The organism is Clavibacter californiensis, assembly GCF_021952865.1.
GTDB lineage: Bacteria > Actinomycetota > Actinomycetes > Actinomycetales > Microbacteriaceae > Clavibacter > Clavibacter californiensis.
The window spans coordinates 2,399,921-2,426,664 of record NZ_CP040792.1; the positions used below are offsets into that span (position 1 = coordinate 2,399,921).

Consider the following 26,744-nt stretch of genomic DNA (forward strand, 5'->3'; position numbering starts at 1 on the left):
GAGGCCCCGGGTCAGGCCTCCCCGAACCCCGACTCGATCAGCTCGACCAACGCGGTCACGGCCTCGTCCGCGTCCTCGCCCGTCGCCTCGATGACGACGTGCGCCCCGCGGGTCAGCCCGAGGGCCATGACACCGAGCAGCGACGCGGCGTTCTGGCCGTTGACGGTGACGGCAGCGGAGTAGGCGGACGCCCGCGTGACGAAGTCGGCGGCCGGCCGGGCATGCAGGCCGTCGCGGTTGACCAGGGTCGCCTCGCCGCGGAAGGTCCCCGATGAGCCGGCCGGGGCGGGCTCGGAGCCGTCAGCCCGCGGATCCGGCGCGAGGCCGGCATCGGCGTCATCCACGGCGTCGGCACCGGCGGCCGAGGCTGCGGCCGCGCCCACATCCTCGAGGGAGCCGCCCGTCTCGGCGGCCACCGCGGCGGCGACCGCGCCCTCGACCAGCGGTGCCCGCACCACGAGGACGCGCGCGGCGGCGTCCTCGTCGAGCATGTCGACCGCGGTCTCGGCCGTGAGGTACGCGGAGCCGAGGTCGGCGAGCACGACGACGCCGTCCCCGCCCTCCGCCTCGGCGAGCGCCGCGGAGACGACGTCGAAGCTCGTGCCGATGCCCGCGTCGGCGCGCGTGCCGTCGCCGGACCCGCCCGCGGGCACGAGGGCGACGGTCGGCGCCATCTGGCGCGCGAGGTCGACGAGCCCGTGCGCGATGAGGGCGCTGTGCGAGACGAGGACGAGACCGACGCTCACGATGCCGACCCGTCGGCGGCGCGGGCGGTCGTGGCCGCGGCGCGCAGGATGAGCGCGGACGACTGCGCGCCCGGGTCGCGGTGGCCGATGGCGCGGTCGCCCAGGTAGGACGCGCGTCCCTTGCGGGCCACGAGCGGCTCCGTCGCCACCGCGCCGTGCGCGGCGGCGTCGGCGGCCGCCTCGAGGGCGTCGGCCGGGCCGGATCCCGCGTCGGCGGCGGCACGCGCGGCCTCGGCGGCGGGACCCCACGCGTCCACCATCGTCTTGTCGCCCCGCTCGGCCTTGCCGCGGAGGACGATGCCGCCCACCGCCGCCTCGAGGACGTCGGCGATCGCGGACGCGTCGAGGTCCGCGAGGCCGGCGACGGCCGCGGATGCCTTGAGGTACGCCGTCCCGAGCAGCGGCCCGGAGGCGCCGCCGACGGTGGAGATCAGGGTGGTGGCGACCGTCTTCAGCGCGTCGGCGGGCGCGGCGTCGGGCGCGAGGGCCGCCAGCTTCTCGGTGACCGCGCCGAAGCCGCGGTCGAGGTTCTCACCGTGGTCGCCGTCGCCGATCTCGCGGTCGAGGGTGATGAGCTCACCGCGCTGGTCGGCGACGACGCGCGCCGCTTCCTTGATCCAGGCGACGACCCAGTCGGTCCCGAGTGCCATGAGCTACCTCCCCCACCGCAGCGCGGCGGTCTGCACGGGCGAGTCCCACAGGCCGACGAGCTCGTCGTCGAGCAGCAGCACCGTGAGGGACAGTCCCTCCATGTCGAGGGCCGTGACGTAGTCTCCCACGAGGCTCCGGGCGACGGTCAGGCCGGCCTCCTCGAGCACGGCGGCCGCTCGGCGGTACGCGATGTAGAGCTCAGACAGCGGTGTCGCGCCCATCCCGTTCACCATCAGCAGCACGCGGCTGCCGGCCGGAGCGGCGAGGTCCTCGAGCACCGGGTCGAGCAGCCGCTCGACGATCGCGTCCACCGGCTCGAGCGGCAGCTTGACGCGGCCGGGCTCCCCGTGGATCCCGATGCCGATCTCCATCTCGTCGTCCTCGAGCGCGAAGCTCGGCTCGCCGGCGTGCGGGACGGTGCACGCGCGGATGGCGACGCCCATGCTCCTGACCTGCCCGATCACCCGCTCGGCGATCCCGGCCACGGCCTCGAGGTCGTCCCCACGCTCCGCGGCGGCGCCCGCGATGCGCTCGACGAGCACCGTCCCCGCCACCCCGCGGCGGCCGGCCGTGTAGAGGGAGTCGGTGACGGCGACGTCGTCGTCGACCACCACGGTCCGCACCCGCACGCCCTCCGCCTCCGCGAGCTCGGCCGCGGTCTCGAAGTTGAGGACGTCGCCCGTGTAGTTCTTCACGATGTGCAGCACGCCCGCTCCGGCGTCCACGGCCAGGGTGGCGGCGACGACGGGATCCGGGGTGGGGCTCGTGAACACGGGGCCGGGCACGGCCGCGTCGAGCATGCCGTGCCCCACGAAGCCGGCATGCAGCGGCTCGTGCCCGCTGCCACCACCGCTGACGAGCGCCACGCGCCCGGGGCGGGTGGGCTCCGCGCGACGGACGAACAGCGGATCCGCGCTCAGGGCGACCAGATCGGGATGGGCGGCGGCGAAGCCCGCGACGGCCTCGTCGGCCACCGCCCTCGGGTCGTTGATCAGCTTCTTCACGGCCGGCTCCTCGTGGGTCTCGGGCGGCCGGACGGCAGCCGCGCATCCGAGCCGGATCGAGGACGGGACTCGGTCGGCGGCGACTCGGGTGTGTCGCCAACATACGCCCGGGAGCACGGGCTCCGACAGCCCCGCCGACCCTCCCTCAGGGGCAGGGATCCGCGTCGCCGAGCGGCCGACCGCGACAGGACGGGGCGCCCCACCGGCGCTAGATTGGAGCCACCGCGATGATGCGGAAGAGGTCGCCCGCGCGCCTCGACGAACGATCGGAGCACCACGCAGTGGATCTTGGAGTCATTTTCCTGTCGGAGACGGTGGGCACCGCCCTCCTCGTCCTCCTCGGATGCGGAGTCGTGGCGAACGTCGCGCTCATCAAGTCGAAGGGGCTCGCCGGCGGCACCCTGATGGTCAACTTCGGCTGGGGCCTCGCGGTCTTCGCCGGTGTCACCGTCTCGTACGCGTCCGGCGCGCACCTGAACCCGGCCGTCACGCTCGGCCTCCTCGCCGCCGGCAAGATCCAGGACCCGGCGAGCGTCCCCGTGTACATCCTCGCCCAGATGGTCGGCGCCATCATCGGCGCCGTGTTCTGCTGGCTCGCCTACAAGCAGCACTTCGACGAGGAGCCCGACGCGGCCACCAAGCTCGGCGTCTTCTCGACGGGCCCGTCCATCCGCAACTACGCATGGAACCTCGTCACGGAGATCATCGGCACCTTCGTGCTGGTCATCGTGATCCTCGGCTTCAGCCTCGCGAACAACCCCGACGCGGAGGCGTCCACCCCCGCCGGCCTCTCGGCCCTCGGCGCCATCCCCGTCGCCCTCCTCGTGGTCGGCATCGGCGCGTCCCTCGGCGGGCCGACCGGCTACGCCATCAACCCGGCCCGTGACCTCGGACCCCGCATCGCGCACGCGTTCCTGCCCATCAAGGGCAAGGGCTCGAGCGACTGGTCCTACGCCTGGGTCCCGGTCGTCGGCCCCGCCATCGGCGGCGTCCTCGCCGGCCTCGCGTCCTACGCGCTGCTCCCCATCCTCTAGAACCCCCGACCCCTCAAAGGAGAGACCACATGAGCGAGAAGTACATCGTCGCCATCGACCAGGGCACCACCAGCACGCGTGCCATCGTCTTCGACCACAGCGGATCCATCGTGTCCACCGGCCAGCTGGAGCACGAGCAGATCTTCCCCCGTGCCGGCTGGGTCGAGCACGACCCGATGGAGATCTGGCGCAACACGCGCGAGGTCATCGGCCAGGCCCTGTCCAAGGCCGACATCACGCGGCACGACGTCGAGGCCGTCGGCATCACCAACCAGCGCGAGACCGCCGTCGTATGGGACCGCACCACGGGCAAGCCCGTCTACAACGCCATCGTCTGGCAGGACACCCGCACCCAGAAGATCGTCGACCGCCTCGCGGCCGACGGCGGCGTCGAGCGCTTCAAGCCCACCGTCGGGCTGCCGCTCGCCACCTACTTCTCGGGCACGAAGATCGTCTGGATCCTCGAGAACGTCGACGGCGCCCGCGAGAAGGCCGAGGCCGGGGAGCTCATGTTCGGCACGACCGACACGTGGGTCCTGTGGAACCTCACCGGCGGCACCGACGGCGGCGTGCACGTCACCGACGTCACCAACGCGTCGCGCACGCTCTTCATGGACCTCGAGACGCTCCAGTGGGACGACGAGATCCTCAAGGCGTTCGACGTGCCGCGCTCGATGCTCCCCGAGATCAAGAGCTCCTCCGAGGTCTACGGCCAGGTCGAGTCCTCGAGCCTCCTGCGCGAGGTGCCCATCGCCGGCATCCTGGGCGACCAGCAGGCGGCGACGTTCGGCCAGGCCGCGTTCGACCAGGGCGAGTCGAAGAACACGTACGGCACCGGCAACTTCCTGATCTTCAACACCGGCACCGACATCATCCACTCGCAGAACGGCCTCCTCACGACGCTCGGCTACAAGCTGGGCGACCAGGAGCCGCACTACGCGCTCGAGGGCTCCATCGCGGTCACGGGCTCGCTCGTCCAGTGGATGCGCGACAACCTCGGGCTCGTGTCGAGCGCCGCGGAGATCGAGACCCTGGCCGCCACCGTCGAGGACAACGGCGGCGTGTACTTCGTCCCCGCGTTCTCGGGCCTGTTCGCGCCGTACTGGCGCTCGGACGCGCGCGGCGCGCTCGTGGGCCTCACGCGCTACGTCAACAAGGGCCACATCGCCCGCGCGGCGCTGGAGGCCACGGCCTTCCAGACCCGCGAGGTGCTCGACGCGGTCAACGCCGACTCCGGCGTCGACCTCACCGAGCTCAAGGTCGACGGCGGCATGATCGCCAACAACCTGCTGATGCAGTTCCAGGCCGACATCCTCGGCGTGCCCGTCGTCCGCCCCGTCGTCGCCGAGACCACCGCGCTCGGTGCCGCGTACGCCGCGGGCCTCGCCGTCGGGTTCTGGAAGGACCTCGACGACCTCCGCCAGAACTGGCAGGAGGACAGCCGCTGGACGCCGGACATGGACGACGCCGAGCGCGAGCGCCAGCTGCGCCTCTGGAAGAAGGCCGTCACGAAGACCTTCGACTGGGTCGACGACGACGTGCAGTAGACCGCACCCGCACGATCCGCACGCCCCGTCGCCCCAGGTGACGGGGCGTGCGGCGTGTCCGGGCGGTCACCCGACCGCGCGCCGCGGCGTCAGATGAGCGTGGGCTGCCCGTCGTCCGCGGGCGCCTCGTCGACGGGCGCCACGAGATCCGGTCCGTCGTTCCGCACGCTGTTGACGCGGGTCGAGACGAGTCGCGGCACGAGGTGGGGCTCCGGCAGCGAACCGAGCAGGTGACGCACGTCGTCGACCGCCGTCGTCCCGGCGTCGAGCCAGTCGTCGAGGCGGTAACGCGGCACGATGACGGGCGTGCGGTCGTGGATGTGTCCGAGCGCGTCGCTCGCGGCCGACGTGATGATGGCGAGGCTGCGCAGCCACGCGCCGGGCTCCCCCTCCGGGACGACGGGATCCCTCCAGTGCTCGTACACGGCCGCGAACGCCAGCGGGCGCTCGTCCTCGGCGTGGAGGTACACGGGCTGCTTCCCCGCTGCGGTGACCTGCCACTCGTAGTACCCGTCGGCCGGCACGACCGCCCGCCGCGTGAGCACGGCCCTGCGGAACGTCGGCTTCTCCGTCACGGTCTCGACGCGTGCGTTGATCAGAGGGGCGCCCTGCACCGCCTTCGCCCATGGCGGGACGATCCCCCACCGCGCCGCGGTCAGGACCCGGCGGACCGCGCCGTCCGCGTCACCGCGCGGATGGCGGTCGGCGACCATGCGGACGGTGGTCGTCGGGGCGACGTTCCACGAGGGGGGTGGATCCTCGCCGTCCACGTCGTCGACCGCCCAGTCCCCGACGAGGTCCCCCGTCGCCCGCGCCACCACGAATCTCCCGCACATGCGACCATCATCCGCCGCACGCGCGACATCGACCGCGTGACGAGGATCAGGCGCGCGTCGCCGCCGCCCACTCCTCGAGCTTCGCGGCGGCGCGGCCGGAGTCCACCGCGTCGGCGGCGACCGCGACCTTCTCGCGCAGCCGGCGCGCCATCGGCTGCTGCACGCGCGTCGGATCCCCCATCAGGTCGAAGGCCTCGAGGCCGGCCGCCGCGTTCAGCAGCACGACGTCGCGCTGCGGACCGGGCTCTCCCGCGAGGACGCGGCGGATCACCTGCGCGTTCCCCTCCACCCCGTCGCCGAGGAGCGCCTCGATGGGAGCGCGCGGGATCCCGAGCTCGAGCGGGTCGAGGTCGTGCTCGGTGACCGCGCCGCGGCTGACCTCCCAGATGTGGCTGTGCCCGGTGGTCGTCAGCTTGTCGATCCCGTCGTCGCCCCGGTACACGAGCGCCGTCGCGCCGCGGGTCCGGAAGACGCCCACCATGAGCGGGACGCGCGAGAGGTCGGCGACGCCCACCGCGGACGCCTCGGGGCGCGCCGGGTTGCAGAGCGGCCCGAGCACGTTGAACAGCGTCGAGATGCCGAGCTCGCGCCTCGTGGCCGCCGCGTGCCGGAAGCCCGGGTGGAAGAGAGCGGCGTGCGCGTACGTGATGCCCGTCTCCCGGAGCACCGCGGCCACGCGCTCGGGCGCGATCGTCAGGTCGATGCCGAGGGCGGTCAGCACGTCGGACGCGCCGGAGGCGGAGCTCGCGCCGCGGTTGCCGTGCTTGATCACGGGCACGCCCGTGGCGGCCGCGATGACGGACGCCACCGAGGAGATGTTGAGGACGGCGCCGTAAGGGTCACCTCCCGTCCCCACGATGTCGAGGGCGCGCGGATCCGCGTCGAGCGGCAGCGCCTCCTCGAGGACGGCGTCGCGGAAGCCGACGATCTCGTCGACGGTCTCGCCGGCGGCACGCAGCGCGACCAGGAGCCCGCCCAGCTGCGCGGGAGTGGCATCCCCGCGCATCACCTGGCGCATGGCCCAGGTGGACTCGGACACCGAGAGGTGGCGCCCCTCGATCAGCGTGGTGATGAGCGCGGGCCAGGTCGGGGCGGAGGGCATGCGGATCAGCCTAACGAGCGGCTGGATCGGATCTCACGGGCGGCCGGATGGGCATCGGGTGTCGTCGGCCTGGGTCATAATGGAACCTGTGACGACCACCTCAATCTCCCCAGTATCGACCGCGCCGGTGGTGAACCGGCCGAACACGGTCGCCGTCGGCACCATCGTGTGGCTCGGCAGCGAGGTGATGTTCTTCGCGGGTCTCTTCGCGATCTACTTCACCCTGCGCTCCACGTCCGGTGCCCTCTGGGAGTTCGAGGCGGGACGCCTCAACGTGCCCTTCTCCCTCGTGAACACGCTCATCCTCGTGTCGAGCTCGTTCACCTGCCAGTTCGGGGTCTTCGCGGCCGAGCGCCTGCAGGCGCGGGCCACGGGCTGGAAGCCCAGCCAGTGGGGCACGGTCGAGTGGTTCTTCCTCACCTACGCCCTCGGCGCCATCTTCGTCGTGGGCCAGATCTTCGAGTACGCCACCCTCGTCACCGAGGGCATCACGCTCAGCAGCAACGCCTACGGCTCGGCGTTCTACATGACCACGGGCTTCCACGGCCTGCACGTCACCGGCGGGCTCATCGCCTTCCTCCTCGTGATCGGGCGCATCTTCGCGGTCCGGTCGATGGGGCACAGGGAGGCGACGAGCGCGATCGTCGTGTCCTACTACTGGCACTTCGTCGACGTCGTCTGGATCGGGCTCTTCCTGGTCATCTACGTCCTCAAATAGCACCGAGCGGGAGCATCAACCACAGCATGAGCACCAAGACAGCACGCGCCCGTCGAACCGGTCGCCGCAGCCCCCTGACCACGATCGCCCTCCTCGCCATCGGCCTGCTCACCACGGGCGGCGCCTACGCGATGATCCAGTCGGGCACCGCGTCGGCCGAGGTCGACCTCAAGTCCGCGCAGACCATCGACGAGGGCCAGAAGCTCTTCGGCTCCAACTGCGCCACCTGCCACGGCATGGACGCCACCGGGACGGGCGTCGCCCCGAGCCTCATCGGCGTCGGCGCGGCCTCCGTCGACTTCCAGGTCGGCACCGGCCGCATGCCGCTGCAGGGCACCACGGTCCAGGCACCGGAGAAGCCCACGCAGTTCACCGACACGCAGGTGAAGGAGCTCGCGGCCTATGTCGCCTCGCTCGCTCCCGGCCCGGCCATCCCCGACGGCCAATACCTCGACGGGAAGGGCGACCCCGCCAACGGCGCCGAGCTCTTCCGCATCAACTGCGCCATGTGCCACAACGTGGCCGCGGCAGGAGGCGCGCTCACCGAGGGCAAGTTCGCCCCCAGCCTCGAGGGCGTGGCCCCGGTCCACATCTACGAGGCCATGGTCACCGGCCCGCAGAACATGCCGGTCTTCAACGACACCAACATCTCCCCCGAGGACAAGCGCGACATCATCACGTCGCTGCAGTACATCGAGGAGAACAGCACGGTCGGCGGCGCGAACCTCGGCGGGCTCGGCCCGGTGTCCGAGGGGCTCTTCATGTGGATCTTCGGTCTCGGCGGCATCGTCGCCCTGACCGTGTGGCTCACGGCCCGGTCCAACTGACGCCCGCATCGATGACCCGCATCAGCACACAGGAGAGGCACGTACATGGCACACGACGATAAGGACGAGTCGGCCGTCGTCCCCGCGGGCTCCGAAGCCGGCGAGCTCGAGCCGGCAGGCCGTGACGTCGTGCTCCCCGGCGGGACCGCCGTCGCCACGCGCGACGCGTTCCAGAACCCCGGGTTCCCGGAGCACCGACTCCGCGTCACCGACAAGGACCCGAAGAAGGCGAAGACCGCCGAGCGCGTCGTCTACACGTGGTTCTACCTGTCCATCGTGGGCAGCGTCTTCGCGATCGGCGCCTACTTCGGCTTCCCGATCTACGCGGACGACCCGGGCAGCGTGCGCCTCAACAACCTGTTCCTCGGCGTTGGCATCGCGCTGGCGCTCCTGAGCCTCGGCATCGGTGCCATCCACTGGTCCAAGGCCCTCATGAGCGACCATGAGCTGATCGACGAGCGCCACCCGCAGGGCGGCTCGCCCGCCACGCAGGCCCGCGCCGTCGAGATCTTCGCCCAGGCGAACGAGGAGTCCGGCTTCGGTCGCCGCTCGCTCATCCGCAACAGCCTCATCGGCGCCCTCGTCGCCTTCCCGCTGCCGGCCGTGATCCTGTTCCGCGACCTGTACCCAGGCAGCGCCGAGGAGCCCGCCTCCGCCCTCAGCCACACGCTGTGGAAGAAGGGCGAGGTCCTGACCCGCGATCCCTCCGGCACGCCCATCAAGGCGTCGGACGTCACCATCGGATCCGCGTTCCACGTCATCCCCGCCTCCCTCATGGAGATGGAGGAGGGCAAGCTCGAGGAGAAGGCCAAGGCCGCGGTGCTGCTGATGCGGCTCCGCCCCGAGGACCTCGTCGAGACCCCGGAGCGCAAGGGATGGTCCTACGACGGGATCGTCGCGTACTCCAAGGTCTGCACGCACGTGGGATGCCCGGTGGCGCTCTACGAGCAGCAGACCCATCACCTGCTCTGCCCCTGCCACCAGTCCCAGTTCGACGTGACCAACCACTGCGAGGTCATCTTCGGACCGGCCAAGCGGCCCCTGCCGCAGCTGCCCATCGCCGTCAACGACGAGGGCTACCTCATTGCACAGAGTGATTTCACCGAGCCCGTAGGGGCGAGTTTCTGGGAGCGTCGTGGTGACTACAACAGCTGATCCGACCACGACGGGTGCTGACGCACCCGCCGCCAAGAGCGGAGGCGGCCTCACCGCCGCCGCCGCGACCTACCTCGACGAGCGCACCAGCGTCAGCGTCGCCGTCAAGGAGTTCGGGCGGAAGATCTTCCCGGACCACTGGTCCTTCATGCTCGGCGAGGTCGCGCTGTACAGCTTCGTCGTGATCCTGCTCACGGGCACGTGGCTGACGTTCTTCTTCAACCCGTCCATGGCGGAGACGCACTACGCCGGCTCCTACGCGCCCCTCAAGGGCGTCGAGATGTCCGTGGCCATGTCCTCGTCGCTCGACATCTCGTTCGACATCCGCGGTGGCCTGCTCATGCGGCAGATCCACCACTGGGCGGCGCTGCTGTTCGTCGCGTCCATCGGCCTCCACATGCTCCGCATCTACTTCACGGGTGCGTTCCGCAAGCCGCGCGAGCTCAACTGGTTCATCGGCTTCGTGCTCTTCATCCTCGCGATGGCCGAGGGCTTCACCGGCTACTCCCTCCCCGACGACCTGCTCTCCGGCAACGGCCTGCGCATCATCGACGGCATGGTGAAGGGCATCCCGGTCATCGGCACGTGGATCTCGTTCCTCCTGTTCGGCGGCGAGTTCCCGGGCACTCACATCATCCCGAGGCTCTACACGCTGCACATCCTGCTGCTGCCGGCGATCCTCGTCGCGTTCCTCGCGCTCCACCTGCTTTTCGTGGTCGTGCACAAGCACACCCAGTTCGCCGGCCCCGGCCGCACGAACGAGAACGTGGTCGGCGTCCCGGTGCTCCCCACGTTCGCCGCGAAGGCCGGCGGGTTCTTCTTCGTCGTCTTCGGCGTGATCGTCGTCATGGCGTCGTTCTTCACGATCAACCCGATCTGGAACTACGGCCCCTACGACCCGTCACCGGTGTCGGCGGGAACGCAGCCAGACTGGTACATCGGCTTCGCGGACGGCGCGCTGCGCCTCGTCCCGCCAGGACTCGAGTTCGTGCTGTTCGACCACACGTTCTCGTTCAACATCATCCTGCCGATCACGGTCCTGGGTCTGTTCATCGTGCTCGTCGCGCTCTATCCCTTCATCGAGGCGTGGATCACGGGCGACAAGCGCGAGCACCACATCCTCGACCGCCCGCGCAACGCCCCGACGCGCACGGCCATCGGCGCCGCCGGCGTCACGTTCTACGCGGTCCTCTGGTCCGCTGCGAGCTCCGACCTCATCGCCACCCACTTCAAGGTGTCGATGGAGGGCGTCATCCACACGCTGCAGGCGCTGCTGATCCTCGGGCCGGTCATCGCGTACCAGGTCGCCAAGCGCATCTGCCTGGCGCTCATGAAGAAGGACCGCGAGATCGCTCTCCACGGCGTCGAGTCGGGCCGCATCGTGAAGCTGCCCGGCGGTGAGTTCATCGAGGTGCACGAGCAGCTCGACGAGTACGAGCGCTGGCGCCTGGTCAGCTACGACGACTACAAGCCGCTCATGATCCGCCCGGACAGCCGTGGACGCATCACGGTCAACCAGCGGGCCCGCGCGGCGCTCTCCAAGTGGTTCTTCGAGGACCGGATCTCCCCGGTCACCACGAAGGATGTCGAGCGCAGCCACAGCGACCACCACTAGGCACGACCCGTCCGCATAGCGCGGACTCGCATCGAGAGCCGGTCCGGCGTCACGCTGGACCGGCTCTCGTGCGTCCGGCTCGACCGCCGCCCGCATCGTCTCCAGGAGGACCCGTGGATCTCGACCGGCTCGCCAGCTGGCTCCGCTGCCCCTCCTGCGGGTCGGACCTGCATGCCGTGCCGCCCCTCGTGCTCCGGTGCGAACACGGACACACCGTCGACGCGAACAAGCGGGGCTACGCCAACCTGCTCGCACCGGGTACGCGCGTCACCGGTGACACCGCCGAGATGCTCGCCGCGCGCGGCACCTTCCTCGACCGCGGGCACTACGCCCCGCTCGTCGACGCCCTGGCACACGCGACGATCACGCCTCGCGAGCCAGCGTCGGATGGTTCATCACGGCCCCCGGGCGGCAGCGCTGCACCCCTTGACGCAGGCCTGCGCGTCGTCGACGCGGGCTGCGGCACCGGGCACTACCTCCGGGCCCTCCTGGATGCCGTGCCCGGGTCGATCGGCCTCGCCGCCGACCTCTCCCCCGCGGCGGTGGCCATCGCGGTCCGCGGCCGTCCCGACGTCGACGGCGTCGTCGCGGACACCTGGGCCGCCCTCCCCATGCGCGACGGCGTCGCCGACCTGATCCTCGACGTCTTCGCACCGCGCAACCTGCCTGAGTTCCATCGCGTGCTCGCCCCGCGCGGCCGCGTCGCGATCGTGGCCGCGGGACCGCTGCACCTCGAGCAGCTGCGGGCGTCGGGGCGTGCGGTCGGCGTGCAGGAGGACAAGCGGGAGCGGATCCTCGAGGCGGCCGACCCGTACTTCGAGACCGAGTCGGAGACGCGGGTCGAACGGGTGCTGCCCCTGTCCGAGGACGACGTGCGCCTGCTGCTGGGGATGGGTCCTTCCGCGCATCACGCAGCCGTGGCCGATCGCGGCACCGCCGAGGCGACCGCGGGAAGCGGCGCTCGGCACGATGTCACCATCGACGTCATGGTCCACGTCCTGCGTCGACGAGACGACGTCGACCTCGGCTGAGCCCGCCCGTTCGCCGGGCTCGCCTCGACAAGGGTCATCGCCGGCCCCGACATCCCGCTCCGTAGAAGGGACGGCGTGGCCCAGCAGCGTGAGGGCCTTCACAGAGATGCTGTCCGAGTGGGAAGCGATCGCCATCGTGTCGTGCCTCCGATTGCAGCGCCTCTCCGTCCACCGGCTGATCCTCGACGGGGCATCGCGTTCGGGCCGACCCATGGATCCCGGACCGCGTCTTGCTGGAGTCGACCGCCCTCCGCGTCGCCTTCGGCATGACGACCCTCACCCTGTTCCTACTCATCCGGAGGGTGACGTTCCGCAGCACGCGATCGCCGCTCAGCTTCTGGTGGTGCGCCGTCCTGGCGCTCGTCATGAGCGGATCCCTCGCCTACCTGCAGGACGGCACCCGCAGCAGACCCCGGACGGCCTCGTGGTGACGCTCGCCGACTCATGGCCAAGGTCGCGTGCCCGGCCATGATCGCGGCCACCGTGCGTGCCGCGCTACGGGTCGCATCGACGTCGCCGGATCCGGGGCGGACGCTCGCCGTGGTCGACCGCGCCGTCGAATCCGACCTCGGCGCAAACGACGGGTTCGTCGCGCTCCTGCATCTCCGGCTCGACGCGCAGAGCGGCGACATCGCGCTGGTCGACGCCGGCCACGGCCTCACCGTCGTCTGCCGTGCTAACGGTTCCCGCGGACCCATCCCGTCGCCGGACCTCCCGCCCGGCGTCCTGGGCACTCAGCGGTGGTTGCCGTCGACGGTGCGGCTGGAACCCGGCGACATGCTCCGCGTGTGCGGCGACGGCGCGCTCGACCGCTTCGACGGGACCATCGCGTCGAAGGATCTCCCCGCGCGGACTGCGATGGACGCCGACCGCGCTGGTGTCGCTGGTGTCGCTGGTGTCGCGGCTGTCGCGGCTGTCGCGGCTGTCGCGGCTGTCGCGGCTGTCGCGGCTGTCGCGAACATCATCCGCCTCGTCGCGGAGACCACGCCCCCGGATGACGTCACGGTCGTGGCGATCCGCCGACTGCCCTGCACGACAGCTCGCCGACCACCCCCTGGCACACGCGACAAGGGCCGGCGCCGCATCGGACGCCCAGCGCGTGCCGCGACGACGGACGCCCGGACGCGCGGATGCCCGGCCTCTCGAGGAGACCGGACATCGTGACGAGCGGAGCGGATCTAGCGCAGGAGCTTCTTGTAGAACTCGGCAGTGCGCTGGTATCCCAGGCGCTTGTAGAACTCCCCGGCACGTCGCGTGCTCATGGTGATCTGCCCGACGCCCCGATCGGCACAGAGCCGCTCCACGGCCCGCACGAGAGCGGAGCCCGTGCCCCCGCTCCTGGCTCCGGCGTCGACGACGAGCTCCTCGAGGTGGGCGCTCAATCCGCCCGCGTAGAGCAGGCGGCTCACTACGAGGTACGCGTATCCGACGACCGCGCCCGCCTCTTCCGCGACGAGGAGGACGTCCCGCCCCTCGTCCTTGGTGGCCCGGAGGATGTGGAAGAAGGTGACGTCGAAGTCGTCGCGGGTAGCCGGAGCGTTGATCATGTCGAGCTGCTGGCAGAGCGCGAAGACCGCGTTCCCGTCGGTTGCCTGCGCGTGCCGGATGTCGACCATCGGATCAGCGCGCGAAGTAGCCGCGGTAGTACTCGTAGGTCCAGCCTACGAGCGCGATGATGGCGAGCCCGCCGCCGATGATCGCGATCCAGATGCCTACGGCGAGACCGAGGAACACCGAGGCCGCGCTAGCCGCGAGGATGACGGGCCACCAGCTCCAGGGGCTGAAGAAGCCCAGCTCCGGATCGCCGTCGTCGACGTTGGCGTCGCTGCGGTCCTCCGGGAGCTCCCCGTTCTGGGCGGCGTAGAGCCGGGCGACGAAGAATCCGATGAAGCCCGCCAGGGCGCCCGAGAGAGCGATGGCCAGCGTGCCGACCCACTCGACCTGACCGGTGTCGATGACATGCCACACCGTGTACGCGCCCGCCGCGAGGACGAAGAAGACCGCGAGGACGTAGAAGAGGTTCCTATTGGCGCGCACGTCACTTCACCTTGTCGCTGGAGATGTCGTAGGTCGCGGCATCGGGGGCGTCCTTGGCCGGACCGATTCCCACGGGGATGCCCGCCTCGGGGTGGTTGAGGTCGAAGGCCGGGGCCTCCGAGCGGATCCGCGGGATGGACGTGAAGTTGTGCCGCGGCGGCGGGCAGGAGGTCGCCCACTCGAGCGAGCGGCCGTAGCCCCACGGGTCGTTCACGGTGACGCGCGGAGCGGTGCGCGCGGTGATCCAGACGTTCAGGAAGAACGGGATCATCGACAGCGCGAGGATGCCGGCGCCGATGGTGGACAGCTGGTTCATCCACGTGAAGTCGTCCTCGGGCTGGTACGTCGCGTAACGACGCGGCATGCCCATGACGCCCAGCCAGTGCTGGATGAGGAACGTCGTGTGGAAGCCGACGAAGAGCAGCCAGAAGTGGACCTTGCCGAGTCGCTCGTTGAGCATCTTGCCCGTCCACTTCGGCCACCAGAAGTAGAAGCCGGAGAACATGGCGAACACGACGGTGCCGAACACGACGTAGTGGAAGTGCGCCACGACGAAGTACGTGTCGGACACGTGGAAGTCGAGCGGGGGCGACGCCAGGATGACGCCCGTGAGGCCGCCGAACGTGAACGTGATGAGGAATCCGATGGCCCACAGCATGGGCGTCTCGAACGTGACCGAGCCACGCCACATCGTGCCGATCCAGTTGAAGATCTTCACGCCGGTGGGGACCGCGATGAGCATGGTCATGAGCGAGAAGAACGGCAGGAGGACGGATCCGGTGACGTACATGTGGTGCGCCCACACCGTGACCGAGAGGGCCGCGATGGAGATGGTCGCGTACACGAGGGTCTTGTAGCCGAAGATCGGCTTGCGGCTGAAGACCGGGAAGACCTCCGACACGATGCCGAAGAACGGCAGCGCGATGATGTACACCTCGGGGTGCCCGAAGAACCAGAAGAGGTGCTGCCAGAGGATGGCGCCGCCGTTCGCGGGGTCGTAGATGTGCGCGTCGAATATGCGGTCGGCACCGAGGCCGAAGAGCGCGGCCGCGAGGACCGGGAACGCCATGAGGACGAGGATCGACGTCACGAGGATGTTCCACGTGAAGATCGGCATGCGGAACATGGTCATGCCGGGTGCGCGCATCGTGATGATGGTCGTGACGAAGTTGACCGCGCCGAGGATGGTGCCGAAGCCGCTGAGCGCGAGGCCCATGACCCAGAGATTGCCTCCCAACCCTGGCGAGAACGTCGTACTCGACAGCGGCGCGTAGGCGAACCAGCCGAACGATGCCGCGCCGGCCGGGGTGAGGAAACCGGCGACCGCGATGAGCGACCCGAAGTTGAACAGCCAGTACGCGAAGGCGTTGAGGCGCGGGAACGCGACGTCAGGAGCGCCGATCTGCAGCGGCATGAGCACGTTGGCGAAGCCGGCGAAGAGCGGCGTCGCGAACATCAGCAGCATGATCGTGCCGTGCATGGTGAAGAGCTGGTTGTACTGCTCCTTCGTCTCCACGACGTGCAGGCCCGGCTCGAAGAGCTGCGCGCGGATCACAAGGGCCATCACGCCGCCGAGGCAGAAGTAGAGGAACGAGGTGATGAGGTACAGGTACCCGATGGTCTTGTGGTCCGTGGAGGTGATCCAGTTGACGACGACGTTCCCACGCCGTTCGGCCTTGCCGGAGTCCTCGAGGACCTTCGCCTGTCCCGCGGGGATCGCGGTGGGACGGTTGAGTGTCGATGTCACGGTGTGTGTGCCCTACTTCTCGGACGACTCGGTGGTGGCCGGCACGTCGGTACCGGGGAGGTTCTGCAGGCGGTCGTAGTCCTTGCCGAGGTCTCCCTCGAAGCCGGCGGCCTTCTGCGTCTCGATGTAGGCGTTGTACTCGTCGACGGAGACGACCTTCACCTGGAACAGCATGAGGGAGTGGTACTCGCCGCAGAGCTCGGCGCACTTGCCCATGTACGTCCCCTCCTTCTCCGGGATGAACGTCATGTAGTTCGTCTTGCCCGAGATGAGGTCCTTCTTGTACAGGAAGTCCACGACCCAGAAGGAGTGCAGCGTGTCGCGGGTGTTGAGCTCGAGCTCGACCTTGGTGTTGACCGGCAGGTACAGCGTCGGGAGCTTGTCCTTGTCGATGGATCCCTGGGGACCGTTCGGGTCGTCGACCGCCTGGACGCCCTGCTCGTACGCGCCGCCCTCGATGGGCTGGCCGGCCTCGGTCTCGCCGCCGAGGTAGTTGAAGTCCCAGGCCCACTGCTTGCCGAAGACCTGGACCTTGACCTCGGGCTTGTCGAAGCGGGCCTCGATCGCGGCCTGGTCCTTCGCGGTGAAGGCGAAGAAGCCGAGGACGAGGATCAGCGGCACGATCGTGTAGAAGATCTCGATCGGCATGTTGTAGCGCATCTGCACGGGGAGGCCGGTCTGGCCCTTCCGGCGGCGGTACACGACCGCGGCCCAGATGGTGAGGCCCCAGGTGAGGACGCCCACCGCGAGGAGGACGATCCAGGCGGTGACCCACAGGCCGATGACCGAGTCGACGTGGTTGGTCGTGCCCGGCTCCGTCGGCAGGAAGCCCTGGAGCTGCTGCTGCGTGCACCCCGCGAGGAGTACCGAGATGCCCAGGGCGACGGGGATCGTCAGCCAACGTTGACGGCGAGTGAAGCGCACGTGCAGACCCTTCGAAGAACCGGATGTGACGGGTCCCACACTACGCGACAGGGAGCCGCCCGAAGGACGACTCCCTGCTCCGGCCCCGTGTTTCCGGGCCCAGATCCGCTTACCGTTCCGTGTGTCAGTGGAACGAGTCCCCGCACGCGCACGACCCGCCGGCGTTCGGGTTGTCGATGGTGAAGCCCTGCTTCTGGATGGTGTCCTCGAAGTCGATGGTGGCGCCGTCGAGGTACGGGACGCTCATCTTGTCGACGATGACCTCGACCCCGTCGAAGTCGACCGTGGCGTCGCCGTCGAGCTCGCGCTCGTCGAAGTAGAGCTGGTAGATGAGGCCAGAGCAGCCGCCGGGCTGGACGGCGACGCGGAGGCGGAGGTCCTCGCGGCCCTCCTGCTGGAGCAGGCTCTTGACCTTGCTCGCCGCGGTGTCCGTGAGTCCGACGCGGTGGGCCGCCTGGGCGGTCTCGGTCAGCGTGGTGTCGGTCATGAGCACTCCTCGGGTGGTGGGATCTGCGGTCGGGCGACTCCGGTGGAGTCTACGTCGTGCAACCGCGGGAGTCACCCGGGTGTTCCCGACCGCCGGCCCGATCCCTTCGGCGGTCGGGAGGGGCCCGTCAGCTGCGGCGCGCGATGCGCGACAGCAGGACGGCCTCGCTGAGGATCGCGCGCCGCAGCACGCCCAGGTGCTGCGACTCGTTCGGGCTGTGGGCGCGCGTGTCCGGGTCCTCGACGCCTGTCACCAGGATCTGGGCGGACGGGAACGCCTCGACGAGGTCGGCGATGAAGGGGATGGATCCGCCGATGCCGGCCTGCACGGGCGCGCGGCCCCAGCCGGCGGTCATGGCGGCGGTGGCCTCGGCCATGGCCCAGCCCGTCGTGTCGACCAGGAAGGGATCGCCCTGGTCGACGTCGCTGATCTCGACGTGCGCGCCGAAGGGACGGTTCCGCTCTACGTGCGCCTCGAGGGCGCGGTACGCGTCCGCGGCCGTCTGGCCGGGGGCGATGCGCGCGCTGATGCGGACGGACACCTCCGGGAGGAGCGTGTTGCTCGCGTTCGCGACGGAGGGCGCGTCGATGCCCGTGACGGTGATGGAGGGCTGCGCCCAGAGGCGGGTGAGGATCGGGCCGGTGCCCACCGCGGAGACGCCGGGCAGCAGCGCCGCCTCCTCGGCGAGGCGCGCGTCGTCGTAAGCCGGCGTGTCCATGTCGGTCGAGGTGAGGCCCGCGACGGCGACGGATCCTCGCTCGTCCCACAGGGAGTCGAGGAGACGGACGGCCGCCATCATCGCGTCGGGGACGGCGCCGCCGAACATGCCGGAGTGCGACGCGTGGTCGAGCGTGCGCACCGTGAGGCGGAACGTGACGTTGCCGCGGAGGGCGATCGTGATGGAGGGGGTGTCGACGTCCCAGTTGTCGCTGTCGGCGACCACGATGACGTCGGCGGCGAGGGCGTCGTGGTGCGTGGCGAGGAAGTCGGAGAAGGAGCGGGATCCGGCCTCCTCCTCACCCTCGATGAAGACGGCGAGGCCGAGGTCGAGGTCGTCGCCCTCCGCCTCGACGAGCGCGCGGATGGCCGCCACGTGCGTCATGATGCCGGCCTTGTCGTCGGAGGCCCCGCGCCCGTGCAGGCGGTCGCCGCGGAGGGTCGGCTCGAAGGGCGGCGTCTCCCAGTGCTCGTCCGCTCCGGGGGGCTGCACGTCGTGGTGGGCGTAGAGGAGCACCGTGGGCTTGCCGTTCCGCGCGGCGCGCGTGGCGAGGACCGCGGGCTGCCCGTCGTCGCCCGAGGGTGTCGTGGCGCGGTGCACGGAGACGTCGTCGAAGACGCCGAGCCCGGCGAGGAGCCCTGCCACGGCGTCCGCGCTGGCGGCGACGTGCGTCGGATCGAAGGCCGGCCAGGAGACGGAGGGGATGCGCACGAGCGCCGAGAGCTCGGCGATCGTGCTGGGCAGCCCTCCCGCGACGGCGGCGGCGAGCCGGTCGACGACCTCCTGGTCCGGTGCGGTCACGGCGTCTGCGGAGGTGTCGGGAGGCGTCATGCAGGTAATCTTAGATTCACTCCAGGCAAGGACGAGAGACGTGGCGAAGCAGCACACCCCCGCAGAGACCCCCGCCGAGACGAGCGCCCCGGCGCCCGTCGACGGCCGCACGGCCGACGGGAAGAAGGGCCCCACCCCGACTCGTCGGGAGCGGGAGGCCGCGAACCTCCGCCCGCTCGTGCCCCAGGACCGCAAGCTCGCGGCGCAGCAGGCCAAGGAGAAGGCGCGCGAGGCGCGCGCCCGGGCCAACGCGGGCATGGCCGCCGGCGACGAGCGCTACCTGCCCGTCCGCGACAAGGGCCCGCAGAAGCGGTTCGCCCGCGACGTGGTGGACGCACGCTGGAGCGTCGGCGAGCTGCTGCTCCCCGTGATGGGCGTCGTCGTCGTGCTCACCTTCGTGCTGCCGAACCTGTCGGCGATCCCGCTGCTGTCGATCTACGTGTTCGTCATCGCCGCGATCATCGACGCCTACTTCACCGGACGCCGCGTACGGGCAGCCATCGTCGCCCGCGTCGGCGCCGATCGCGTCGAGCGCGGGATCCGGTGGTACACGGGGATGCGCACGATCCAGATGCGGCCGATGCGCCTGCCCAAGCCCCAGGTGAAGCGGCGCGAGAAGGTCACCTTCAGCTGATCGCGTGCACGCGCCGTCGGCGCGTGCGCGTCACCGTGTGCGGCGGATCCGCGCGAGGCCGGCGTTGACCGACCTCGCCCAGAGCGGACCGCGGTAGAGGAAGGCCGTGTAGCCCTGCACCAGGGTGGCGCCGGCGTCGAGCCGTGCCTGCACGTCCTCCGCCGTGTCCACGCCGCCGACGGAGATGACGCACGACTCGGCGGGCAGCGCGCGGCGCAGGATCCGGAGCACCTCGAGCGCGCGCGGGGCGAGCGGCGCCCCCGACAGCCCGCCCGCGCCTGCCGCCTCGACGACCGCGGCGTCCGTGCGCAGATCCGCGCGGGACAGCGTGGTGTTCGTGGCGATGACGCCCGCGAGGCCCAGCTCCGTGGCGAGCTCGGCGATCCGCTCGACCTCGGCGTCCTGCAGGTCGGGCGCGATCTTCACGAGCACCGGCACGCCCTCCGCGGCGTCGCGGATGCTCGTGAGGAGGGGCCGGAGCAGCTCGATCTCCTGCAGCCCGCGGAGCCCCGGCGTGTTCGGCGAGCTGACGTTGACCGCGAGGTAGTCGGCGACCGGGGCGACGAGGCGCGCGGACCGGACGTAGTCGGCGACGGCGTCGTCGACGGCCACGGCGCGGGTCTTGCCGATGTTGACGCCGATGACGGGCCGGTCGCGCCGGGACCGCAGGCGACGGAGCCGGTCGGCGAGAGCGGCCGCTCCCCCGTTGTTGAAGCCCATGCGGTTGATGACGGCGCGGTCCTCGATCAGGCGGAACAGGCGCGGTCGCGGGTTGCCCGGCTGCGCCTCGGCCGTGACGGTGCCGACCTCGACGTGGCCGAAACCCAGCTGGCCGAGGCCGAGCACGGCCTGCGCGTCCTTGTCGAAGCCCGCGGCGACGCCGAACGGGGACGGGAAGCGGAGGCCGAGGGCGTCGACCGCGAGCGACGGATCCGGCGCCGTCAGCCGCCGGGCGATCCAGCCGAGGCCGGACGACGGGAGGAGGGCGATGGCCGTGGACGCGAGGTGGTGGGCGTCCTCCGGGTCCATGCGCGACAGGACCGTGCGGAAGAGGAGGGGATACATCGGCACCAGGCTAGCGCCTGCGCGGGCGGCGTCCTGCGAGACGTACGCGGGACCCGCCGCGGGTCAGAGTGCGTCCGCGTCGGGGGTCGCGGCGTGCGCCACGCGGAGCTGCGCGATGGCCGACTCGAAGTCGTCGAGCGAGTCGAAGCCCTGGTAGACGCTGGCGAACCGGAGGTACGCGACCTCGTCCAGCTCGCGCAGCGGCGGCAGGATCGACAGGCCGATGTCGTTGGCCTCGATCTGCGACGCGCCGGTGGCCCGGATCGCCTCCTCCACCCGCTGCGCGAGGACCGCGAGGTCGGTGTCCGTCACGGGACGCCCCTGGCAGGCCTTCCGGACGCCGGTCACGATCTTCTCCCGGCTGAACGGCTCCACGACGCCGTTGCGCTTGATCACGCTGAGGCTCGCGGTCTCGGTGGTGCTGAAGCGGCGGCCGCACTCGGGGCACTGCCGGCGCCGGCGGATCGACAGGCCGTCGTCGCTCGTGCGGGAGTCGACGACGCGGGAGTCGGGGTGGCGGCAGAAGGGGCAGAACATGGTGTGGCCAGGATACGTCAGGGCGTGAGGCGCGCCGTCACCGCGTCGCCGTGCGCGGGCAGGTCCTCGGCTTGGCTGAGCGCGACGATCATCGGCTCGGCCTCACGCAGCGCATCGGCGTCGTAGCGCACCACCTGCTGCGGGCGGAGGAACGTGTACGCGCCGAGGCCCGAGCCGAAGCGCGCCTGGCCGCCCGTGGGGAGGACGTGGTTGGATCCGGCGAGGTAGTCGCCGAGGCTCACCGGCGAGTGCGGGCCCAGGAAGATCGCGCCGGCGCTGTGCAGGTGCGCGAGCAGGGCGTCCGGGTCGGCGGTCTGGACGGAGAGGTGCTCGGGGCCGTATGCGTCGCTGTAGCGCGCGGCCGTGACGAGGTCGTCGACGACGAGGATCGCCGACTGCGGTCCGGTGAGCGCCTGGCCGACGCGGGCCGAGTGACCCGTGGTCGCCGCCAGGGCCTCGACCTCGGCGTCGACCGCGCGCGCGAGCTCCGGCGAGTCGGTCACGAGGACGGAGGCCGCCATCTCGTCGTGCTCGGCCTGGCTGACGAGGTCGGCGGCCACGAGGCGGGGATCGGCGTGCGCGTCGGCGATGACGAGGATCTCGGTCGTGCCGGCCTCGGAGTCGATCCCGGTGACGCCGCGGACGACGCGCTTGGCGGCCGCGACGTAGATGTTGCCGGGGCCCGTGACGACGTCGACGGGCTCGAGGCCGAGGTCCGGGACGCCGTGCGCGAAGGCCCCGATGGCCCCCGCGCCGCCCATCGAGTAGACCTCGTCGACGCCGAGCAGGCCAGCGGCGCCGAGGATGACGGGGTGCACGGATCCGCCGTGCGCCGCCTGCGCGGGCGAGGCGAGGGCGATGCTCGCGACGCCCGCGACCTGCGCGGCGACCACGTTCATCACGACGCTCGACGGGTAGACGGCCTTGCCACCGGGCACGTAGAGGCCGACGCGGCGGACGGGCTGCCAGCGCTGGACGATGGTGCCGCCGGGGACGACCGTGGTGGTGGTCTCCGGCGGGACCTGCGCGGCGGAGCCGAGGCGGACGCGGCGGATGGCCTCCTCGAGCGCGGCGCGGACGGCGGGGTCGAGGTCGTCGACGGCGGCGGCGATCGCGTCGGTGGGCACGCGCAGCGACCTCGGACGGACCCGGTCGAGCCGCTCCGCCTGATCGAGCAGGGCCGCGCTCCCCCGGGTGCGCACGTCCTCCACGAGCTCGCGCGCGACGTCGAGCGCGACGGCCACGTCGGTGACCGGACGCGGGAGGAGGTCGAGCAGGTCGGCGGTGCTGGGCGTGGTGCCGCGGAGGTCCTGGATGCGCATCATGACTCCGGAAGTCTACCGAGCGGGCGCCGGGCGGTTCCGGCGGCTAGCGTCACCAGGCATGGACGCGCACCCCGCCACCACGCTCGCCGAGGCCCCGGGCCAGGCCGCCTTCCGCACCGCGTTCCGGCGCCATGCCGCGGGCGTCGCGGTCGTCACGACCCGCGATCCCCAGGGCTCCCCCGTCGGCTTCACCGCGACATCGCTCGCCTCCGTGTCGGCGGATCCGCCGCTCGCCAGCTTCAGCCTGGCGCGCACGGCGTCGAGCGCCGCCGCGATCGCCGCCGCGGACCACGTCGCGATCCACGTGCTCGGCGCGCGCGACCGGCACCTCGCCGAGCGCCTCAGCGGCCCGGCATCCGAGCGCTTCGCCGGCGACCACTGGTCGACCGGCCCGCACGGCCTGCCCGTGCTCGCGGGCGGGACGGCGCTCCTCGTCGCCCGGATCGTCGAGCGGGTCCATGTGCACGACGCGATCGTCGTGATCGTGCGGATCGAGGACGGTGGAGCGGGCGTGGAGGACGAGCCGCTCGTCTACCACGCGCGCCGCTACCTCCGGCCGGGCGCCGAGGCCTGAGCGCCGGCGCCCAGATCGGGCGAGCGGCGGATCACCCCAGGCAGTTCGGCCCGAGCAGCGACTTCAGCTCGCCGTAGAGGTCGGCGCTCACCGTGACCGGGTACGGGATCTCGAACACGCGCCCGCTGTCGCCCTTCACGAGCTGCAGCCGCACCTCGGTGTCGCCCGAGTGGCGGATGAGCACGTCGTTGAGGCCCATGACGGTCTCCGTCGTCGCGCGGTTCTCCGCGAGGCTGATGAGCAGCGGGCCGGACCCGAGGCTCTGCCCGAGGTCGGGCTGGAACATGGAGAAGGCATGGATGTTCATGCCGTCGTCGCGCGTGGAGACCCGGCCGCGGATCACCACAACGGTGTCGCTCTGCAGGGCCGGCGCGAACTCCTGGTACGCCTTGCCCATGAACATGCAGGTGATCTCGCCGCCGAAGTCCTCCAGCTGCACCATGCCGTACTGGTTGCCCGAGTTGCGCGCGGTGCGGTGCTGCACGCTGGTGAGGAGCCCCGCGAGCGTGACCGTCTCCCCGTCCATCGACGCGTCGGTCGCCAGCAGCTCGGCGATGCCCGTCGAGGCGAGCTTCGCCAGCGGGATCTCGAGGCCGGCCAGCGGGTGGTCGGAGACGTAGAGGCCGAGCATCTCCCGCTCGAACGCGAGCTTGTCGCGCTTGGCCCACTCCGGCCGCTCGGGCACCTTGCGCGCGTGCTGCGGCTCGTCCCACAGGCTGTCGAAGTCGAAGCCGACCTGCCCGTTCATGGCGGCGCGCTTGTCGCTGACGGAGGCGTCGATCATGCCCTCGTGCACCTCGAGCAGCGCCCGGCGGGTGTCGCCCAGCGAGTCGAACGCGCCCGCCTTGATGAGCGACTCCACGGTGCGCTTGTTCGCGACCGGCAGCGGCACCTTCTTGAGGAAGTCGTCGAAGGAATCGAAGGCGCCCTGCTCGGTGCGCGCGCCACGGAGCGCCTCGACGACGTTCGCGCCGACGTTCCGGACGGCGCCCAGGCCGAAGCGGATGTCGGCGCCCGCCGCCGCGAAGAACCCGATCGACTCGTTGACGTCCGGCGGGAGCACCTTGATCCCCATGCGGCGGCACTCGTTGAGGTAGAGCGCCATCTTGTCCTTGGAGTCGCCGACGCTCGTGAGGAGCGCGGCCATGTACTCGGCCGGGTAGTGCGCCTTGAGGTACGCCGTCCAGTAGGAGACGACGCCGTAGGCCGCGGAGTGCGCCTTGTTGAACGCGTAGTCGGAGAACGGCAGCAGGATGTCCCAGAGGGCCTTGACCGCGGCCATCGAGTAGCCGTTGTCCTTCATGCCCTGCGAGAAGCCCTCGAACTGCTTGTCCAGCTCCGACTTCTTCTTCTTGCCCATGGCGCGGCGGAGGAGGTCGGCCTGCGCGAGCGTGAAGCCCGCGAGCTTCTGCGCCACCGACATGACCTGCTCCTGGTACACGATGAGGCCGTGCGTGGTGCCGAGCACCTCGCGCAGCGGCTCCTCGAGCTCCGGGTGGATCGGGGTGATCTCCTGCAGCCCGTTCTTCCGCAGCGCGTAGTTGGTGTGCGAGTTGGCGCCCATCGGGCCCGGCCGGTACAGCGCGATGACGGCCGAGATGTCCTCGAAGTTGTCGGGCTTCATCATGCGCAGGAGCGAGCGCATGGGCCCGCCGTCGAGCTGGAAGACGCCGAGGGTGTCGCCCCGGGCCAGCAGGTCGTACGCGCCCTGGTCGTCGAGCCCCAGGTCCTCGAGCACCAGCTTCTCGCCGCGGTTGGACTCGATGTTGTTGAGCGCGTCGTCGATGATCGTGAGGTTGCGCAGCCCCAGGAAGTCCATCTTGATGAGGCCGAGCGACTCGCAGGCGGGGTAGTCGAACTGCGTGACGATCTGGCCGTCCTGCTCCCGCTTCATGATCGGGATGATGTCGATGAGCGGCTCGCTCGACATGATGACGCCGGCCGCGTGCACGCCCCACTGCCGCTTGAGGTTCTCGATGCCCTGCGCGGTCTCGAAGACCTTCTGCGCCTCGGGGTCCATCGCGAGCACCTCGCGGAAGTCGCCGGCCTCGCGGTAGCGCGGGTGGTCGGTGTCGAGGATGCCGGACAGCGGGATGTCCTTGCCCATGATCGCGGGCGGCATGGCCTTCGTGAGCTTGTCGCCCATGGAGAACGGGTAGCCGAGCACGCGGCTGGAGTCCTTCAGCGCCTGCTTCGCCTTGATGGTGCCGTACGTGACGATCTGCGCGACGCGCTCGTCGCCGTACTTGTCGGTCACGTAGCGGATGACCTCGCCGCGGCGACGGTCGTCGAAGTCGACGTCGAAGTCGGGCATGGAGACGCGGTCGGGGTTGAGGAACCGCTCGAAGAGGAGGCCGTGCTCCAGCGGGTCGAGGTCGGTGATGCCCATGGCATACGCGACCATCGAGCCGGCGCCCGAGCCGCGGCCGGGGCCCACGCGGATCCCGTTCTCCTTCGACCAGTTGATGAAGTCGGCGACGACGAGGAAGTAGCCCGGGAAGCCCATCTGCGCGATGACCCCGACCTCGTAGTCGGCGCGCTTGCGCACGTCGTCCGAGAAGCCGCGCGGGTAGCGGCGCACGAGGCCGCGCTCGACCTCCTTGACGAACCAGGTCTGCTCGCTCTCGCCCTCGGGTACCGGGTAGCGCGGCATGTAGTTCGCGGACTCGTTGAACTGCACGTCGCACCGCTCGGCGATGAGCAGCGTGTTGTCGCACGCCTCCTCGTGGTCGCGGAAGAGGTGGCGCATCTGCTGCGCGGTCTTGAGGTAGAACTCGTCGGCGTCGAACTTGAAGCGGTTGGGGTCGTCGAGCGTCGTGCCGGACTGGACGCACAGGAGCGCCGCGTGGCTGGTCGCGTCGTGCTCGTGCGTGTAGTGCAGGTCGTTCGTGGCGACGAGCGGGAGGCCGAGGTCCTTCGCGAGCCGATGGAGGTCGGTCATGATCCGGCGCTCGATGCCGAGCCCGTGGTCCATGACCTCGCAGAAGTAGTTCTCGGCCCCGAAGATGTCGCGGAAGTCCGCCGCTGCCCTCACGGCCTCGTCGTACTGGCCGAGGCGGAGGCGCGTCTGCACCTCGCCGGACGGGCAGCCGGTGGTGGCGATGAGGCCCTTCGCGTAGGTGCTGAGCAGCTCGCGGTCCATGCGGGGCTTGAAGTAGTAGCCCTCGAGGGAGGCGCGCGACGAGAGGCGGAAGAGGTTGTGCATGCCCTCCGTCGTCTCGGCGAGCATCGTGAGGTGCGTGTAGGCACCGGATCCGGAGACGTCGTCCTGGCCTCCGTTGCCCCACCTGATGCGGGTGCGGTCGCTGCGGTGCGTGCCCGGCGTGATGTATGCCTCGGTGCCGATGATGGGCTTCACGCCCGCGGCCTTCGCCTGCTTCCAGAAGTCGAACGCGCCGAACACGTTGCCGTGGTCGGTGATCGCCACGGCCGGCATCCCCTGCTCGGCCGCGGCCTGCACGAGCGGGCCGACGCGGGCCGCCCCGTCGAGCATCGAGTACTCGCTGTGGACGTGGAGGTGGACGAACGAGTCGTTGCGGGGCACGGGTCTCTTCTACTGATCGGTCGGCGGTGCAGCAATCATAGGCAGGCTCCCGGAG

At 70.7% G+C, this 26,744-nt stretch carries 26 protein-coding genes; 11 read left to right on the top strand and 15 right to left on the bottom strand.

Annotation, left to right across the window (positions count from 1 at the left end; all coding sequences use genetic code 11):
* Positions 1-11 precede the first annotated feature (11 nt).
* Genes dhaM through dhaK form a run of 3 tightly spaced genes read right to left on the bottom strand, consistent with a single transcriptional unit; the run spans position 12 to position 2,401 of the window.
* The gene (gene dhaM, locus FGD68_RS11595) at positions 12-746 is read right to left on the bottom strand and encodes a dihydroxyacetone kinase phosphoryl donor subunit DhaM (protein WP_237609462.1); all 735 of its coding nucleotides are present in this window, start codon (positions 744-746) and stop codon (positions 12-14) included.
* A complete protein-coding gene (gene dhaL, locus FGD68_RS11600) occupies positions 743-1,396 on the bottom strand; it encodes a dihydroxyacetone kinase subunit DhaL (RefSeq protein WP_237609463.1) in 654 nt (217 codons plus the stop codon). The genes dhaM and dhaL overlap by 4 nt, the downstream gene beginning before the upstream one ends.
* A gap of 3 nt (positions 1,397-1,399) precedes the next feature.
* On the bottom strand, positions 1,400-2,401 hold the full coding sequence (dhaK, locus tag FGD68_RS11605) for a dihydroxyacetone kinase subunit DhaK (protein ID WP_119372338.1): 1,002 nt from the start codon (positions 2,399-2,401) through the stop codon (positions 1,400-1,402).
* A gap of 227 nt (positions 2,402-2,628) precedes the next feature.
* Between dhaK and FGD68_RS11610 the strand changes: the two genes are divergently transcribed.
* Both FGD68_RS11610 and glpK read left to right on the top strand, forming a co-directional pair.
* Positions 2,629-3,435 (top strand): MIP/aquaporin family protein, encoded by an 807-nt coding sequence (locus tag FGD68_RS11610; protein WP_182480874.1) that lies wholly within the window; start codon positions 2,629-2,631, stop codon positions 3,433-3,435.
* 29 nt (positions 3,436-3,464) lie between these two features.
* Positions 3,465-4,982 (top strand): glycerol kinase GlpK, encoded by a 1,518-nt coding sequence (glpK, locus tag FGD68_RS11615; protein ID WP_012038518.1) that lies wholly within the window; start codon positions 3,465-3,467, stop codon positions 4,980-4,982.
* A gap of 89 nt (positions 4,983-5,071) precedes the next feature.
* Here the strand turns inward: glpK and FGD68_RS11620 are convergent, their stop codons facing one another.
* Both FGD68_RS11620 and trpD read right to left on the bottom strand, forming a co-directional pair.
* Positions 5,072-5,818, bottom strand: coding sequence for an SOS response-associated peptidase (locus tag FGD68_RS11620; RefSeq protein ID WP_119372337.1), 747 nt, complete (start codon positions 5,816-5,818; stop codon positions 5,072-5,074).
* Positions 5,819-5,864: 46 nt separating this feature from the next.
* Entirely contained in the window at positions 5,865-6,920 is a 1,056-nt protein-coding gene (gene trpD / locus FGD68_RS11625; protein WP_119372336.1) for an anthranilate phosphoribosyltransferase, read from the bottom strand.
* A 79-nt stretch (positions 6,921-6,999) separates the two neighbouring features.
* On the opposite strand from trpD, the gene ctaE reads away from it, so the two are divergent.
* The 7 genes from ctaE to FGD68_RS11660 all read left to right on the top strand — a co-directional run bounded on the left by ctaE (position 7,000) and on the right by FGD68_RS11660 (position 13,430).
* Positions 7,000-7,638, top strand: a complete 639-nt coding sequence (gene ctaE, locus FGD68_RS11630; protein WP_079533409.1) for an aa3-type cytochrome oxidase subunit III — start codon at positions 7,000-7,002, stop codon at positions 7,636-7,638.
* A gap of 26 nt (positions 7,639-7,664) precedes the next feature.
* Complete coding sequence (gene qcrC, locus FGD68_RS11635) at positions 7,665-8,465, top strand: cytochrome bc1 complex diheme cytochrome c subunit (protein ID WP_043586512.1); 801 nt, start codon at positions 7,665-7,667, stop codon at positions 8,463-8,465.
* A 45-nt stretch (positions 8,466-8,510) separates the two neighbouring features.
* A complete protein-coding gene (qcrA, locus tag FGD68_RS11640) occupies positions 8,511-9,620 on the top strand; it encodes a cytochrome bc1 complex Rieske iron-sulfur subunit (RefSeq protein WP_104234840.1) in 1,110 nt (369 codons plus the stop codon).
* On the top strand, positions 9,601-11,235 hold the full coding sequence (qcrB, locus tag FGD68_RS11645; protein WP_390610660.1) for a cytochrome bc1 complex cytochrome b subunit: 1,635 nt from the start codon (positions 9,601-9,603) through the stop codon (positions 11,233-11,235). The genes qcrA and qcrB overlap by 20 nt, the downstream gene beginning before the upstream one ends.
* A 113-nt stretch (positions 11,236-11,348) precedes the next feature.
* The gene (locus FGD68_RS11650) at positions 11,349-12,266 is read left to right on the top strand and encodes a methyltransferase domain-containing protein (RefSeq protein WP_119372335.1); all 918 of its coding nucleotides are present in this window, start codon (positions 11,349-11,351) and stop codon (positions 12,264-12,266) included.
* Positions 12,267-12,532: 266 nt separating this feature from the next.
* A complete protein-coding gene (locus FGD68_RS11655; RefSeq protein ID WP_237609464.1) occupies positions 12,533-12,697 on the top strand; it encodes a hypothetical protein in 165 nt (54 codons plus the stop codon).
* A 37-nt stretch (positions 12,698-12,734) separates the two neighbouring features.
* Entirely contained in the window at positions 12,735-13,430 is a 696-nt protein-coding gene (locus FGD68_RS11660; RefSeq protein ID WP_237610002.1) for a PP2C family protein-serine/threonine phosphatase, read from the top strand.
* Positions 13,431-13,444: 14 nt separating this feature from the next.
* Here the strand turns inward: FGD68_RS11660 and FGD68_RS11665 are convergent, their stop codons facing one another.
* The 6 genes from FGD68_RS11665 to FGD68_RS11690 all read right to left on the bottom strand — a co-directional run bounded on the left by FGD68_RS11665 (position 13,445) and on the right by FGD68_RS11690 (position 19,010).
* On the bottom strand, positions 13,445-13,882 hold the full coding sequence (locus FGD68_RS11665) for a GNAT family N-acetyltransferase (RefSeq protein ID WP_119372332.1): 438 nt from the start codon (positions 13,880-13,882) through the stop codon (positions 13,445-13,447).
* 4 nt (positions 13,883-13,886) lie between these two features.
* Positions 13,887-14,303, bottom strand: coding sequence for a cytochrome c oxidase subunit 4 (locus FGD68_RS11670; RefSeq protein WP_104234844.1), 417 nt, complete (start codon positions 14,301-14,303; stop codon positions 13,887-13,889).
* Position 14,304: 1 nt separating this feature from the next.
* Complete coding sequence (ctaD, locus tag FGD68_RS11675; protein WP_182480873.1) at positions 14,305-16,050, bottom strand: aa3-type cytochrome oxidase subunit I; 1,746 nt, start codon at positions 16,048-16,050, stop codon at positions 14,305-14,307.
* A 12-nt stretch (positions 16,051-16,062) separates the two neighbouring features.
* Positions 16,063-16,974 carry an aa3-type cytochrome oxidase subunit II gene (ctaC, locus tag FGD68_RS11680; RefSeq protein WP_119372331.1) on the bottom strand — a complete coding sequence of 304 codons (912 nt, stop codon included), beginning with the start codon at positions 16,972-16,974 and terminating at the stop codon, positions 16,063-16,065.
* Positions 16,975-17,098: 124 nt separating this feature from the next.
* On the bottom strand, positions 17,099-17,461 hold the full coding sequence (erpA, locus tag FGD68_RS11685) for an iron-sulfur cluster insertion protein ErpA (protein ID WP_012038530.1): 363 nt from the start codon (positions 17,459-17,461) through the stop codon (positions 17,099-17,101).
* Between the two features lie 127 nt (positions 17,462-17,588).
* Positions 17,589-19,010 (bottom strand): dipeptidase, encoded by a 1,422-nt coding sequence (locus tag FGD68_RS11690; RefSeq protein WP_119372330.1) that lies wholly within the window; start codon positions 19,008-19,010, stop codon positions 17,589-17,591.
* A gap of 40 nt (positions 19,011-19,050) precedes the next feature.
* Between FGD68_RS11690 and FGD68_RS11695 the strand changes: the two genes are divergently transcribed.
* A complete protein-coding gene (locus FGD68_RS11695) occupies positions 19,051-19,644 on the top strand; it encodes a DUF3043 domain-containing protein (RefSeq protein WP_119372329.1) in 594 nt (197 codons plus the stop codon).
* A 30-nt stretch (positions 19,645-19,674) separates the two neighbouring features.
* Here the strand turns inward: FGD68_RS11695 and FGD68_RS11700 are convergent, their stop codons facing one another.
* From FGD68_RS11700 to hisD, 3 genes are all read right to left on the bottom strand, one after another.
* Positions 19,675-20,709, bottom strand: coding sequence for a quinone-dependent dihydroorotate dehydrogenase (locus FGD68_RS11700; protein WP_119372328.1), 1,035 nt, complete (start codon positions 20,707-20,709; stop codon positions 19,675-19,677).
* A gap of 63 nt (positions 20,710-20,772) precedes the next feature.
* Positions 20,773-21,246 (bottom strand): transcriptional regulator NrdR, encoded by a 474-nt coding sequence (gene nrdR, locus FGD68_RS11705; protein WP_012038534.1) that lies wholly within the window; start codon positions 21,244-21,246, stop codon positions 20,773-20,775.
* 17 nt (positions 21,247-21,263) lie between these two features.
* Positions 21,264-22,568, bottom strand: a complete 1,305-nt coding sequence (hisD, locus tag FGD68_RS11710; RefSeq protein WP_182480875.1) for a histidinol dehydrogenase — start codon at positions 22,566-22,568, stop codon at positions 21,264-21,266.
* A gap of 61 nt (positions 22,569-22,629) precedes the next feature.
* On the opposite strand from hisD, the gene FGD68_RS11715 reads away from it, so the two are divergent.
* A complete protein-coding gene (locus FGD68_RS11715) occupies positions 22,630-23,145 on the top strand; it encodes a flavin reductase family protein (RefSeq protein WP_104234851.1) in 516 nt (171 codons plus the stop codon).
* Between the two features lie 31 nt (positions 23,146-23,176).
* Here FGD68_RS11715 and dnaE read toward each other — a convergent pair whose 3' ends face one another.
* Positions 23,177-26,638, bottom strand: coding sequence for a DNA polymerase III subunit alpha (gene dnaE / locus FGD68_RS11720; RefSeq protein WP_390611012.1), 3,462 nt, complete (start codon positions 26,636-26,638; stop codon positions 23,177-23,179).
* Between the last annotated feature and the right edge of the window lie 106 nt (positions 26,639-26,744).